This window comes from Novosphingobium sp. BL-S-33, assembly GCF_056857025.1.
Window position 1 is genome coordinate 143634 of sequence record NZ_CM166475.1, and the last position, 13771, is coordinate 157404.

The 13771-nt window shown below is 66.0% G+C and carries 12 protein-coding genes; 9 read left to right on the top strand and 3 right to left on the bottom strand.

The features are described 5' to 3' along the window. The first annotated feature begins 18 nt into the window (after positions 1 to 18). From AC1VVM_RS17555 to AC1VVM_RS17570, 4 genes are read left to right on the top strand one after another with little or no spacing between them, the layout of a single operon-like run. On the top strand, positions 19 to 912 hold the full coding sequence (locus AC1VVM_RS17555) for an NAD(P)-dependent oxidoreductase (RefSeq protein ID WP_482906628.1): 894 nt from the start codon (positions 19 to 21) through the stop codon (positions 910 to 912). 3 nt (positions 913 to 915) lie between these two features. Further along, on the top strand, positions 916 to 1866 hold the full coding sequence (locus AC1VVM_RS17560; RefSeq protein WP_482906629.1) for an SMP-30/gluconolactonase/LRE family protein: 951 nt from the start codon (positions 916 to 918) through the stop codon (positions 1864 to 1866). Between the two features lie 2 nt (positions 1867 to 1868). Then, positions 1869 to 2714, top strand: a complete 846-nt coding sequence (locus tag AC1VVM_RS17565; protein ID WP_482906630.1) for an HTD2 family dehydratase — start codon at positions 1869 to 1871, stop codon at positions 2712 to 2714. Continuing rightward, a complete protein-coding gene (locus tag AC1VVM_RS17570) occupies positions 2711 to 4189 on the top strand; it encodes an aldehyde dehydrogenase (RefSeq protein WP_482956971.1) in 1479 nt (492 codons plus the stop codon). The genes AC1VVM_RS17565 and AC1VVM_RS17570 overlap by 4 nt, the downstream gene beginning before the upstream one ends. Before the next feature lie 194 nt (positions 4190 to 4383). On the opposite strand, the gene AC1VVM_RS17575 is transcribed toward AC1VVM_RS17570, so the two are convergent. After that, the gene (locus AC1VVM_RS17575; protein WP_482906632.1) at positions 4384 to 5982 is read right to left on the bottom strand and encodes an ABC-F family ATP-binding cassette domain-containing protein; all 1599 of its coding nucleotides are present in this window, start codon (positions 5980 to 5982) and stop codon (positions 4384 to 4386) included. 116 nt (positions 5983 to 6098) lie between these two features. On the opposite strand from AC1VVM_RS17575, the gene AC1VVM_RS17580 reads away from it, so the two are divergent. Beyond that, on the top strand, positions 6099 to 6665 hold the full coding sequence (locus AC1VVM_RS17580; RefSeq protein WP_482956972.1) for a TetR/AcrR family transcriptional regulator: 567 nt from the start codon (positions 6099 to 6101) through the stop codon (positions 6663 to 6665). A gap of 57 nt (positions 6666 to 6722) precedes the next feature. After that, a complete protein-coding gene (locus AC1VVM_RS17585; RefSeq protein ID WP_482906633.1) occupies positions 6723 to 7691 on the top strand; it encodes a quinone oxidoreductase family protein in 969 nt (322 codons plus the stop codon). Between the two features lie 48 nt (positions 7692 to 7739). On the opposite strand, the gene AC1VVM_RS17590 is transcribed toward AC1VVM_RS17585, so the two are convergent. Together AC1VVM_RS17590 and AC1VVM_RS17595 are read right to left on the bottom strand one after the other, a co-directional pair. Continuing rightward, the gene (locus AC1VVM_RS17590) at positions 7740 to 9302 is read right to left on the bottom strand and encodes an MltF family protein (RefSeq protein WP_482906634.1); all 1563 of its coding nucleotides are present in this window, start codon (positions 9300 to 9302) and stop codon (positions 7740 to 7742) included. Positions 9303 to 9424: 122 nt separating this feature from the next. Further along, on the bottom strand, positions 9425 to 9994 hold the full coding sequence (locus AC1VVM_RS17595) for a TetR/AcrR family transcriptional regulator (RefSeq protein ID WP_482906635.1): 570 nt from the start codon (positions 9992 to 9994) through the stop codon (positions 9425 to 9427). A gap of 122 nt (positions 9995 to 10116) precedes the next feature. On the opposite strand from AC1VVM_RS17595, the gene AC1VVM_RS17600 reads away from it, so the two are divergent. The 3 genes from AC1VVM_RS17600 (at position 10117) to AC1VVM_RS17610 (ending at position 13755) form a co-directional block, all read left to right on the top strand. After that, positions 10117 to 12147, top strand: a complete 2031-nt coding sequence (locus AC1VVM_RS17600; RefSeq protein WP_482906636.1) for a molybdopterin-containing oxidoreductase family protein — start codon at positions 10117 to 10119, stop codon at positions 12145 to 12147. Positions 12148 to 12320: 173 nt separating this feature from the next. After that, the gene (locus AC1VVM_RS17605) at positions 12321 to 12704 is read left to right on the top strand and encodes a YidH family protein (RefSeq protein ID WP_482906637.1); all 384 of its coding nucleotides are present in this window, start codon (positions 12321 to 12323) and stop codon (positions 12702 to 12704) included. A gap of 193 nt (positions 12705 to 12897) precedes the next feature. Beyond that, positions 12898 to 13755: a TIGR03620 family F420-dependent LLM class oxidoreductase gene (locus tag AC1VVM_RS17610; RefSeq protein WP_482906638.1), complete on the top strand. Its 858-nt coding sequence runs from the start codon at positions 12898 to 12900 to the stop codon at positions 13753 to 13755. Positions 13756 to 13771 lie beyond the last annotated feature (16 nt).

Here is a 13771-nt window from a genome sequence, read left to right on the forward strand (position 1 = left end):
AGCAAGGACCTTGGGAAGATGACTGAAACGATACCCGTACTGGGTTTCATCGGGCTGGGCGTGATGGGCAGCGGCATGTGCGCGAATGCGGCGCGCAAGCATGCCGGGCCGCTCCACGCCTTCGACGTGAGTCCGGAGGCGCTGGCCGCGCAAGTCGCGAACGGAGCGATGGCGGCCGCCTCGATTGCCGATGTAGCGCGGGCGGCGCGCGTCATCTTCCTCTCGCTGCCCGGCGGCAAGCAGGTTCATGCGGTGTGCGAGGAGATCGCTGCCCATGCCGCGCCCGGCACCATCGTCGTCGATCTCTCCACCACCAGCGTGGCCGAGGCGCGCGCGGTGGCGGGCTTGCTGGCGGCCAAGAGCATCGCTTTCGCCGATGCGCCGGTGGCGCGCACGCGGCAGGCGGCCATCGACGGCACGCTCTCGATCATGGTTGGCGCGGATGAGGCGCTGTTCGCGCGGATCGAGCCGCTGCTGCGCTACATGGGATCGGACGTGACGCTCTGCGGCGATGTGGGCTGCGGGCAAGTGGTGAAGCTCATCAATAACACCCTGCTGTTCGAGCAAGTGGCCGCGCTGGCCGAGATGTTCGTCGTGGCGGAGCGTGCGGGCGTCGCTCCCGCCAAGCTGGTGGAGGCGGTTTCGCTGGGGTCCGGGGACAGCTTCGCGCTGCGCAACCATGGGCTGAAGGCGATGGTCCCGCGCCAGTTCCCGGAGAAGGCCTTTCCGATGCCCTATGCGGTCAAGGACCTGGGCTACACGATCGAACTCGCCGAGCAGATGGGCGTGGAGCCGCGCTTGCCGCGTCTTGCCGCCGAGTATTATCAGGCCGCCATCGATGCCGGGATCGGCCAAAGCTATTTCCCCGGGATCATCGAAGTGGTCGATCCGCGCACCGCAAAGGGGGCTTGAGCGATGGAATTGCGCAAGCTGGAATACCGCGTTGTCACCGATGGGCTGATCTTTCCCGAAGGCCCCATCGCCATGGCCGACGGCTCGGTACTGGTGGTGGAAATCAAGGGGACGCGGCTGATCCGCGTGCAGCCGGACGGGAGCAAGGAGGTCATCGCGCATCTGGGCGGCGGGCCCAACGGTGCCGCGATCGGGCCGGACGGGGCCTGCTATATCGCCAATAACGGCGGCTTCCACTGGATTACCGAGGATAATCAGGGCGTGAAGGGCTACAACCGCCCGCACGGCCGCGCGGCCGACTATACCGGCGGCGGCATCCAGCGCGTGGACCTCGAAACCGGGGAGGTGACAGCGCTCTACACCCATTGCGACGGCGTGCCGATCAACGGCCCCAACGACATCATCTTCGATGCGCAGGGCGACATGTGGTTCACCGATCACGGCAAGACCTACAACCGCGTGATGGACTGCGGTGTGCTCTATCATGCGGCGGCGGACGGTTCGTGGATCCGGCAGGCGGCGTTCCCGCTGATGACGCCCAACGGCTGCGGCCTCTCGCCCGACGAGAAGACGTTCTATGTCTCGGAGACCGAGACCGGGCGGCTGTGGCAATGGCCGATCCTGGCAGGCGGTGAGCTTGGCAAGAAGGCGTGGCCTTCGCCCAATGGCGGTACGATGCTGGGGCAGGCGACCGGCTACCAGCGCTTCGATTCCATGGCGCTGGAGGCGAACGGCAATATCTGCGTCGCCACGCTGGTGACGGGCGGGATCACCGTGTTCTCTCCCGAGGGTGAGAAGCTCGAATACTGGCAGGGGCCCGAGCCCTTTTGCACCAACATCTGTTTCGGCGGGCCGGACATGAAGACGGCGTGGATCACCATATCCGGCCACGGACTGCTGGTCGCCGTCGACTGGCCGCGCGCGGGCCTGCCTCTGCTCCATCAAAGGAACTGAACTTGAGCGAATTCGAAGACTGGATCGGCCGCAGCGTTTCGGTGACCGACGTGCTGGAACCCGCGCGCAGCAATGCCCTCGACGTGGCGCTGGGTGGAGACGGGGCCGGCAAGGCGGGCGACCCGCTGCCGCTACTGCACCACTGGCTCTATTTCTGGGACGTGAAGCCGCCGCAAGGCCTTGGTGCGGACGGGCATCCAGCCAAGGGCGGTTTCCTGCCGCCGGTGCAGCTGCCGCGCCGCATGTGGGCGGGCGGGCGTGTCTCGTTCGTGAAGCCGCTGCTGCTGGGGCAGACCGTCACCAAGACCTCGACGATCACGGCGATCAAGGAGAAGACCGGCAGCACCGGCAAGCTGGTCTTCGTCACGGTCCGCCACGATCTCGATGCGGGTGAGGGCATTGCCGTCAGCGAGGAGCAGGATCTCGTTTACCGCGAACCGGCCTCTGCCATGCTGCCCGCGCCGGTCGCCGCGCCTGCGCCGGATGTGGCCTGGCGCGAGGAGGTGAACCCGGATTCCGTGCTGCTGTTCCGTTACTCCGCGCTCACCATGAACGGCCACCGCATCCACTACGACCGCACGTATGCGATGGAGGAAGAGGCCTATCCCGGCCTTGTCGTCCACGGGCCGCTACAGGCGACGCTGCTGGTGGCGCTCGCCGCGCGCAGCCTCGACGCGCCGGTCACGGGCTTCGATTTCCGGGGCCAGCAGCCCGCATTCGACGGCGTGCCGCTCCACGTCTGCGGACAGACGACGGAAAGCGGCGCCGAAGTCTGGACGCAGCAGGGTGAGGCAAAGAACATGGTCGCCACCGTACGTACGTCGGTTCTGGCCGGGAGCGCATCATGACCGAGACTTACGGCCTCTTTATAGACGGCAAGTGGCGCCCGGCTTCCGACGGCGGCGCGCTTCCGGCGATCAATCCCTACGACCAGTCGGTCCATGCCCATATCGCCGTCGCCACGTCCGGCGATGTCGAGGATGCGATCTCCGCCGCGCGCCGCGCCTTCGATACCGTGTGGAGCAAGACCACGCCCGGCGAGCGGGCGAAACTGCTCAACAAGGTGGCCGACTTGCTTGATGCCGATGCAGACCGCATGGCGCTGCTGGAGACCACTGACAACGGCAAGGTGATCCGCGAGACGCACAACCAGATGGGCTATGCCGCGCGCATCTTCCGTTATTACGCGGGCTGGGCGGACAAGATGCATGGCGATGTCGTGCCGCTGGACCAGAAGGACACGCTCGATTTCGCGATCCGCGTGCCGTTCGGCGTGGTGGCCGCGATCACCGCGTGGAACTCGCCCGTCGCGATCCTGACCAACACGTTGCCCGCGGCGCTGGCGGCGGGCAACTGCGTGATCCTCAAGCCCAGCGAACATGCCTCCACCACCACGCTGGAAGTGGCCAGAATGTGCGAGAAGGCGGGCTTCCCGGCCGGTGTCGTGCAAGTCGTGACCGGCGCAGGGGACGTGGGGCGCGTGCTGAGCGAGAGCAAGCGGGTCGACAAGATCAGCTTCACCGGGAGCCCCGGCGTCGGCCGCCTGATTGCGCAGGCGGCGGGCGCGAACCTGAAGCCGGTAACGATGGAACTGGGCGGCAAGTCACCCAACATCGTGTTCGACGATGCCGACTTCGACCGCGCGCTGATCGGCGCGCTGGCGGGCATTTTCGGCGCCACCGGGCAGACCTGCATCGCCGGATCGCGCCTGTTGGTCCAGCGCGGCATCTATGAGCGCATGGTGGACGGCCTTGCCAAACGCGCGGCGCAGATCCGCATGGGCGACCCGCGCCTGCCCGAGACCGAGATGGGCACGGCCGCCAACCAGCCGCAGTTCGAGAAGATCCTCTCCTTCATCGAAGCCGCCAAGGGCGACGGCGCGCGCCTTGTTGCGGGCGGTGGCCGGGCCGAGGGTCCGGGGCTGGAGAAGGGCTTCTTCATCGAGCCGACCGTTTTTGCGGACGTGCGCAACGACATGAAAGTCGCCGCCGAGGAGATCTTCGGCCCGGTGCTGTCGATCATTCCCTTCGAGGATGAGGACGAGGCGGTCCAGATTGCCAACGACACGCCTTATGGGCTGGCGAGCGGCGTCTGGTCCGAGAACATCAGCCGCTGCATGCGGATGACGCGGGCGATCCAGTCGGGCGTGGTTTGGGTCAATACCTACCGTGTGGCCGCTCCCCAGGCACCGTTCGGGGGGATGAAGGATTCCGGCTTCGGGCGCGTGCGCGGGGAGGCGGGGATTCTGGAGTTCACCCAGACGAAGAATGTGTTCATCGACTTTTCGGGCGACCGGCGCGATCCGTTTTCGATGAAGTTCTGAGGGCGCGCGCAACCAAGCTCCTCCCCTGCAAGGGGAAGGGGACCGCCCGAAGGGTGGTGGAGGGGTGTCGCGCCCTCAGTAGAGAGCCACGCCGAAAGCTGGACACCCCTCCGTCAGCCCTAACCGGCTGCCACCTCCCCTTGCGGGGGAGGAAAACGGGGGCTTGTCACCTTCCCCGGCGGGGGGATCTCAGCTCACCCCAACCCGAACCGCCGCGAAACGCCGATGGCATCGAGGAACGCCTCGTCATGGCTCACCACCAGCAGCGCGCCGTCGTAAGCCCGCAGGCCCGCCTCCACGGCTGCAATGGAATCGAGATCGAGGTGGTTGGTCGGCTCGTCCAGCATCAGCAGCGGCGGCGGTTGAACCCCGCCGAGCACGCAGGCCAGCGCCGCGCGCAGGGTCTGGCCGCCGGAGAGCGTGCCGACCACGCGGTCCGCCGCCGAGGCGCGGAACTGAAAGCGTGCCAGCGCGGCGCGGCGGCCGTTGTCGTCCATGCCCGGATTGAGCCGCGCGAAGTTCTCGACGATCGATGCAGCGGGATCGAGCAGCGAGAGCCGCTGGTCGAGGAAGGCGAACGGCACCAGAGTCCCGGCGCTGCCCGACCACGGCGCACTGCGCCCGGCAACGAGCGCGAGCAGGGTGGACTTGCCCGCCCCGTTCGGCCCGGTGACGGCAGCCCGCTCGGGCCCGGTGAGGGCAAGGTTCACGCCCTTGAGCAGTGGCACGCCTGGTTCATGGCCAAATGTCGCGCCGCGCACATCCAGCACGCGCTGCCCGGCGGCAAGCCCGGTCGGCGCCAGTGTGACGGAAAGCGTCTCCAGCCGCTCGACGCGCCCTTTCGCGTCCTCCAGCCCTTGCGAGGCCGCCTGTTCGATGCGGTCGGCCAGGCGGGCATTGTCGCCGCCGCTCTTCTCCGCCCGGTCGCGCCGGGCGCCGGCAAGGATGCGGGGCATGTCTCCCCGCGCGGCCTTGCGGCTGCCCGCCGCATCGCGCCGCTGCTTGCGCTCGACAGCGACTTGCGCCTTGCGCTTGACCTCGGAAATGCGCCGTTCGGCCGCGGCAAGATCCTGTTCGGCGGCGGCGAGTTCCACGGCCTTGCGCTCGCGATAGGCGCTCCAGTTGCCGCCGTAGCGCGCGGCGCCCAGCGTGGTTATCTCGACAATGGCATCCATCGCTTCCAGCAGTTCGCGGTCATGGCTGACCACCACGGCGCCCGCGCGCCAGCCTTCCAGCAATTCGCGCACCGCGCGGCGCCCCTCGCGGTCGAGGTCGTTGGTCGGTTCGTCCAGCAGCAGGAAATCAGGCCGCGCGAAGACCGCGCCCGCCAGCGCCACGCGCGTACGCTGCCCGCCGGAAAGCGCGGCAAGCCGGGTTTCGGGCGCCATGTCGAGACCCACTTGCGCCAGCGCTTCGGCAAGGCGCGCCTCCAGCGTCCAGTCGGCCTCGGCCAGTTCGTCGAGCGTGGCGGTGCCCGCCTCCGCGCGCCGCAGCACGGCAAGGGCCGGGGCGATGTCCATGAGATCGGCAATGGTCTCTTCGGGCGAGACCTGGACGATCTGCCGCATCGTGCCGATGGTTCCGGAACGGATCACCTGCCCGCGCTCGGGTTCGAGCGTGCCGGTCAGCAGGCGCAGCAGCGTGCTCTTGCCCACGCCGTTGCGGCCAACGATCCCCGCGCGCTCGCGGCTGAAGTCGATGGAAAGGTGCGTGAGCACGGGCTGACCGTCGGGCGTGGACCACGAGACGTCGGCAAGCGAAAGCGAAGATACGATTCTGGAAGGCGCAGGCATGGGGATTCCCTGAAGGCAAGGCGGTTGGGGCGTTGCGGTCAGGGGCGGATCACATGCGGCGAATCTCTCGTCAGTTCGTTATTGAATGGTCGTTCCAATAACCTTATATGCGGCGCATGGCAAGACCCCGCACTTTCGATGTCGACGCCGCCCTCGATGCGGCCATCGCTGTATTTCAGGAGCATGGCTTCGAAGGCACTTCGGCGCAGATGCTGGTCGCGGCGATGGGGATCGGGCGGCAGAGCCTTTACGATACGTTCGGGGACAAGTGGCAGCTCTACCAGCAGGTCCTGCGCCGTTACGTCCTGGCGGAGGGGCAGGCCCACCGCGCCGCCCTGCGCACTGGGCCTCGCGCGGTCGACGGGATCGAGGCGATGGTAGCGCGCGTGGTGCGCGAGGCGGCGGTGCCTTGTCTGGGTGTGGGCTCGATTGCGGAATTCGGCTGCTCGCATCGCGAACTCAACACGATCAATGCCGCTGCCGACCGTGCCTTGCGCGCCGGGTTGATCGAGCGGATCGAGGCCGCGCAGGCTGAGGGCGATCTGGCCGCAACGCTCGATCCCGATGCGGCGGCGACTTACCTTATCGCCAGCTTTGCCGGTATCCGCCTTGCCGCGCGGGGCGGCGCGGAGGGTGCGCAACTGGATGCGCTCGGCGGCTTGGTCATGCGCGCGCTGCGCTGATCCGGCCGCCCCTTTCTTTGATTTATTATGGAACGATCGTTCAAGAAAGGAATCAAGATGCAGGCAGTAGTGATGAACGGCATCGGCGGCGCCGACCGGCTGGAATTCGTGGAATGGCAGGAGCCGGTGCCCGGCCCCGGCGAAGTGCTGGTCGAAGTGGCGGCCGCAGGTGTCAACTTCATGGACATCGGCGTGCGGCAGGGCATGGCCTGGAACGAGACGCCCGATCCCAAGGTGCTCGGCGTCGAGGGCGCGGGCCGGGTGATCGCGCTGGGCGAGGGCGTCGGTGATTTCGCGGTGGGTGACCGGGTGGCGTGGGTCTACCTTCCCGGCAGCTATGCGCAGCGCGTGGTCGCGCCGGTCGATGCGCTGGTCCGCGTGCCGGATGTGATAGACGGCCGAACCGCTGCTGCCGTGATGATGCAGGGCCTTACCGCAAGCCACTTCGCGACGGACTTCTATCCGGTGCAGCCCGGCGATGTGGCGCTGGTCCATGCCGCGGCGGGCGGGTTGGGGCTCTTGCTGACGCAGATCGTCAAGCTGCGCGGCGGCACGGTTATCGGCCGCGTCTCCCGCGCGGACAAGGTCGCCGCCGCGCGCGCGGCCGGGGCCGATCATGTCGTCGTCGATGCGGACGGGAATTTCGCCGAAGAGGTACTGGCGCTGACCGGCGGGGAGGGCGTGAACGTGGTATTCGACGGGTCGGGCCCCGCCACTTTTGCCGGGTCGCTGGCAGTGCTGCGCCGTTCGGGGACGTTCTGCTGGTACGGCCCGGTGCTGGGCGGGCCGGGGCCCATCGACGTGATGAGCCTGCCGAGGAGCATCAAGCTGGGTTATGCGGTCTTCTCCGACCACATCGCAACCCCGGCGCTACTGCGCGAGAAGTCGGCGCAGCTGTTCGACTGGATCGCGCAAGGCAAGTTGAAGATCCACATCGGCGCGACCTATCCGCTGCGCGATGCGGCGTGGGCTCACACGGACATGGAGGGTCGCCGCACGACGGGCAAGCTGCTGCTCATTCCCTGATCCGTGAACCGACCCCCGGCGGTGGAGGCGTCGCCGGGGCAGTCGGGTTCAGTGCAGCGTCTTCTCGAGTTGTTTCTTGGCCGCGTCGCGACGGGTGCGTTCGTCCAGAACGAGGCGGTAGGCGATGTAGTACTTGTAGATATTGCTGACGTAAGTGGGCGTCTCGACGCCGATCTTCTCCATGGCGACGCGCTCGACATTGCCGAACCAGACGTTCGGGTTGAGGCCCCGCTCCGCGGCGATCTGGCGCAGTTGGCGAATGCGGCCGGCGCCGGCGTTGTAGGCGGCGAACGTGAACAGTCCCTTGTTGAGATCGTCCATCGGCTCATTTTCGAAGTAACGGTTGCGCATGAAGCGCATGTATTTCACGCCGGCGTGAATATTCGGCTCCAGCTTGCGGATGTCGCCGACTTCCTGCTCGGCGCCCGTGGTGGGCATGAGCTGCATGACGCCGATCGCGCCGACATGGCTCTTGGCATCGTTGTTGAGGTGGGACTCCTGATAGCCCTGCGCGGCCATCAGCAGGAAATCGAACTTGTACTGGCTGCCGTACTTGCGAAACAGATCGACCATGGACAGGAATTTCTGGCGCTGGTCCGTCGATGTCGCGTCGGTGACGAACTGGGTGTTCTGGAGGTAACGCTTGCTCAGCACCCGGCCGATGACGGAGTTGAGGCCGTCCTTGGCGATGAAGCCGTTGAGCGCGGTACGCAGCTGCGGATTGCCCTTGCGCACGGCGACGGCCAGATTTCCGCCGGTCCGCAAGGCGATATCCTTGTGAATATCCAGCTTGGGCAGGACCTGATGCCAGAAATTCGCGAGATAGTCGTCCACCACGGTCGCGGGGACGAGGCCGGCATTGACCATTTCGAGTATATCGTCGTCTTCAAGCGTCTCGGGCGCCGCCTTGATGTCGACCGGTTTTTTCCCCTGCGCCACAAGGCGCTGGTTGAGCGCTTCCAGACTGTTGAAATAGCTGGAACTCTTCCGCACGAAGACTTGCCGTCCCGACAGGTCTTCCAGCGAACGGACCGGCGGGGTGCCGGGCGCAGTGACCAGAAGTTCGCTGACGTTCCGGCGCGTCGGATCGGTGAAGTCCACCAGTTTCTGGCGTTCCGGCGTAGTGGTCAGCTGGCCGATGACGAAGTCCACTTTCCCGTCGCGCAGGGCCGGGAGCAGCATGTCCCGTTGCATCGGAATGGGGATGACGTGCACTTCCGGGTTCTTGGGCGGCCCGTATAGCTTGTTGAGCCGGTCCTCCATCAAGGTAATGTATTCGTAGGACAATCCCTTCTGGGAGCCTTTGTCGATGAAGTAGAACGATCGGTTGTAGGTGACGCCCACACGAATGATGCGGCGCTTGATCATTTCGTCGAGGTCGCCGGTGAAGGGTTTGTCGACTAGGGAGCGCAATTCGGGGGGAAGGGCCACTTCGGAGCGCGGAACGTCGTCCTTGACGGCCTGCTCCTGCTTCTGTTGTTCGGACGGGGTGGCCGATTTCTTCTGGTTACAGGAACTGGCCAGCGTCAGGAGGATCAGGGCCGCGATACGGAGGCGGCCCGAACGGCGGAGTTCGCTGCGGGTAAGGTCGGCTGGCGGGCTCTTTCGCATGGCGTTTTCCTGGCGGTCCCGGTGACTATCTCAGCATATGTCCCTATCCGGCGGGCCTGTGCATCCGGATTAACCATGAGGCGGCGTGGGTTGTTGATGTAGAGCGGAAATTTCGGCGGCGCTCAGCGATCGTCGGCGGCGTCTCCGCTGCCATCGACGATGGCTTGCAGCGATCGCGCCAGCCAGCGCAGCGAGTGTTCGGGAATCGGCCCCTCGTGCAGGCCCTGCATCTGGATCGCGAAGCCGCTGAGCAGCGCGAACATGTCCATCGCGCGCTCGGCGGCATGGGGAGGGCCCAGCCATTCCATCAGCGGCTCGATCATCTCCCGGCGCGAGACGCGCATGGCCACTTCGCGGGATTCGGGATGGGCCAGCGCGAGCACCAGCATCACGGTGATGTCGGCATTGCTGCGATCGGGGATCAGCCGGGCCATTGCTTCGCCGAACCCGGCCTTTTCCTGGCTGAATACCGTGTTGGCCCGCACCACATGCATCAGCGCATGTTCGAACAGGCGGGCCTTGGTGCCGAAGTATTTGCTGATGAGCGATGGCGCCACGTCGGCGCGTTCCGCAATTTCGCGCAGGCTGGCCTGCGCATAGCCGAGCCGTGCAAACGTCGCGGCGGCGACGGTAACAATGCGCTCCTGTGTCGCGGCCAGGTTGCGGCGCTTCGGAACGATCGGTTTGTCCATTGCGGACGGCCTATCCATCATCCCGGGCGTTGACAAGATGCACTAAGTGGCCGACTGACCACTTATGCGGAATCGCGTTCGTCGATGCGGCTTCGCATGCTGCCAAAGCCGGGAGAGGTTACGTGCAGGACACCAGCAGCAAGCGTACTTATTGCCGCGTCTGCACCAATCAGTGCGGCATGGTGGTGGAACTGGAAGACGATCGGATCGTCAAGGTCAGGGCGGACCGGGACCACCCGCTCAGCAAGGGTTACAGCTGCCCCAAGGGGCGCGCGCTCGGCGGCATTCACCACCATCCCGATGCGATAACCCGGCCGATGATGCGCAAGCAGGGCGTGCTGGTGGAAGTGGACTGGGAGGAATGTCTGGACGACATCGCCCAGCGGCTGCGCGCGGTGATCGATGCGCACGGCCCCGGCGCGGTGGGCGTCTATTTCGGCAGCGGGCTGGGCATGGATGCTTCCGGCTATCACATGGTCGATGCCTTCCATAAGGCGCTCGGCACGGCGCCGAAGTTCTCGCCGCTGACCATCGATGGCACAGCCAAAGTCTTGGTGGCGACCATGGTCGGCGGCTTCCCCGGCCTTTCTCCTAAGACCGACAACGACGATGTGGAGATGCTGCTCTATGTCGGCGTCAATCCCATGGTCAGCCACGGCCACAACACTGGCATGTTCAATCCGGCAGGCCCGATCCGCGCGGCGGCGAAGCGGGGCGAGGTCTGGACGATCGATCCGCTCTTCACCGAGACGGCGAAGTTCTCCACCCGCCACATCGCACCCTATCCGGGCAGGGACTATGCGATCCTGGCGTGGCTGGTGCGCGAAATTCTGGATGGCGGGCCGATGGACCTTGCGCAGCCGGTGCAGGGGCAGGAGGAACTGCGCGCGGCACTCGCCGGGTTCGACCGGGCGAAGGCGGCGGCTATCGCGGGGGTGCCGGAGGAGGATCTGGCCGATCTGCTTGCGGCGATCCGGCGCAAGGGGCATGTCGTGGTCGAGACCGGTACCGGGGTGACGATGGCGGATTCCGCCAATGTCACGCAGTGGCTGGCCTGGGTGCTGATGATCCTGACGGGCCGTATGAACCGCAAGGGCGGGGCCTGGTTCCATCCCGGCTTCATCACCTGTTACGACAGTTTCGAACTCCCGGTGATGGAGCATCCCTTCACGCCCGGCGCACCGACGATGCCGGAAGTGAACGGGATGATCGGCGACTGGCCCTGCGCCGCGCTGCCGGGCGAGATCGCCGCCGGAAATATCCGGGCGATGATGAACTTCGGCGGCAGTCTGCTGCGCTCATTTCCCGATACCAATCTGCTCCGGCGCAATCTCGAAACGCTGGACCTTAATGTCACGTTCGAGATCATCGCCAACGAGACGACCGCGCTTTCCACCCATGTCCTGCCGACCAAGGATCAGGTTGAGCGGGCGGATATCTCGTTCTGGGATACGCTCGCGGGCAGCGTTTCGCTACTCTACACGCCGCCGGTCGTGGCGCCGCAGGGGGAGCGGCGCTCGGCGTGGTGGGTGATCGCGCAGCTCATGAAGCGCGCTGGCATGCCCGTCGCTCCGCATGTGCCTGCCAGCGATCTCGACGCGGGGGCGGACGATGCGATGCTGGCATCGCTGATGCCCTATGCGCGCGCCGGTTTCGACGAACTCGCGCGCGAGGGCGCGATCACGAAACCGCTGGAATTCCCCGGAAAATGGGTGGACGACCATGTCGATCGCATGGGCGGCTGGCGTTTGGCGCCCGAGGTTCTCGTGGCTACCTGGCACGCGTTGCTGAAAGACGACGAGGCCCGGATCGGGCGCGCGCACCCGCTGTGCTTCATTTCCCGGCGTCAGCGGCGCAAGCTCAATGCCGCGCTCAGTTTCCTGGGCAGCCCGGCCGACATCATTCTCCATCCGCGCGACGCCGAAGCCTACAGGATCGTGCATGGCGATCCCGTGCGCGTGTCCACGACGCGCGGCGAAATCGTGCTGACCGCCAATGTGAGCGACACGATCCGCCCCGGCGTCGCCTCGATCCCGCACGGGCACGAGACGGCCAATGTCAATCTCCTGACCAGTACCAGCGAGGTCGACCGGACGACCGGGATGGTGCGCTACACTGGCATTCCGATAGAGATCGCGCCTGCCTTGGGCTAGGCCCTCGGTGCTCGCGTCCCGCGCGACCGAGGGTTTATACCGATGGGAGCGCGCTGCCTTGTCGCTAGTTTTCCTTCGTCTCCGAAGGAGGAAACGATGCCCGCCACCGTGTGTCCGATGAAGATCATCGAAGGCCGTGCCCACCGGACGAATTCACTGCGGGGAGAACCGCGATGACGGAGTCCGCTCACAAGCCCATGCGCCCGTCGGATCTGGGCGAGCTGCGCACGGTCATGGCGGCGGACCGGACGCTGATGGCGTGGATACGAACCGCGCTGTCGATGTTCAGCTTCGGCTTCACGATCTACAAGGTCTTGCAGTCGATGGCGGAGGCCGGGACCATCGCCTCGTCCCGAAGCGCGCAGACCGCTGGGCTGGTGCTGGCGGGTCTGGGCGTCACGGCGATCCTTCTGGGCTCGTTCGGCTATTGGCTGACACTGAAGGATCTTCAGAAAGTGGGCGAATTCCGGCTCGGCCGCCCGGTGCTGGTCATGGCGGCGATCATGTCGGTTCTGGGCATCCTGCTTTTCATCGGCATCGCCAAGCGGGCGGTCTAGCGGTTCCGACTTCCCGCGCGATAACGCCCCGGCGTTTCGGGATCGGGCCGATGGTGGGCTAGGCTCACGCATTGACGCCGAAAGGCGAAAAACCGGACAAGGTCGTACGCATGGAATTTCCCGCGATCGGAGACGCTGAGACTCGCGAGCATGCCGCGCTTCGGGGCACCGTTACGGTCAAGGATCTGGCGCGATGACGGCTGGAATCGGCCGGGTTGGCGTGTGGTCGCTCGAACTGCGTTTCGGAGATCGCGACGCGGCGAGTGCCGCCGCTGCGGAACTTGAGGCGCTGGGCTATTCGGCGCTGTGGGTGCCCGGCGGCATTGGCGGCGACATTACCGGCGATATCGACCATCTCCTCGACGCCACCACGCGCGCGACGATTGCGACCGGAATCCTCAATATCTGGAAGCACGATCCCGTAGAGATTGCCGACTGGTGGAAGGCCTTGCCTGAAGACAGGCGTGCGCGCGTGCTGCTCGGCCTCGGCGTGAGCCATGCGCATATCGTGGGTGAGGCTTACGCAAAGCCGCTTGCGGTGATGCGGGACTATCTCGACCGGCTGGACGAAGCCGGCCTGCCGTCCGAGGCGCGCTGTCTTGCCGCGCTGGGGCCGAAGATGCTGGAACTTGCAGGTGCGCGCACGCGCGGCGTCCATCCCTATCTGGTGACGCCCGCTCACACCGCCATTGCCCGCGAAGCCGTGGGTCCGGACAGGCTGGTCGCGCCCGAGCAGGGCGTGATCCTCGAAACCAATCCCGAGCGCGCGCGTACCATCGGCCGCGCGGCGCTCGCGAATTACCAGACTTATCCGAACTATCAGAACAACTGGCGGCGACTGGGCTTTACTGACGAGGAAATCGCGTCGGCCAGCGACCGCCTAATCGATACGCTGTTCGCCTGGGGCGATGCGGAGGCCATCGCCGCGCGCGTGAACGAACACTTCACCGCCGGAGCGGACCATGTCTGCATTCAGGCGATCACCGGAGCCGGCCTCGATATGGCGCCGGCGCTTGAGGTATTACGGGAATTGGCACCAGCACTGCACTGAGGCCGCGAGAGGATGC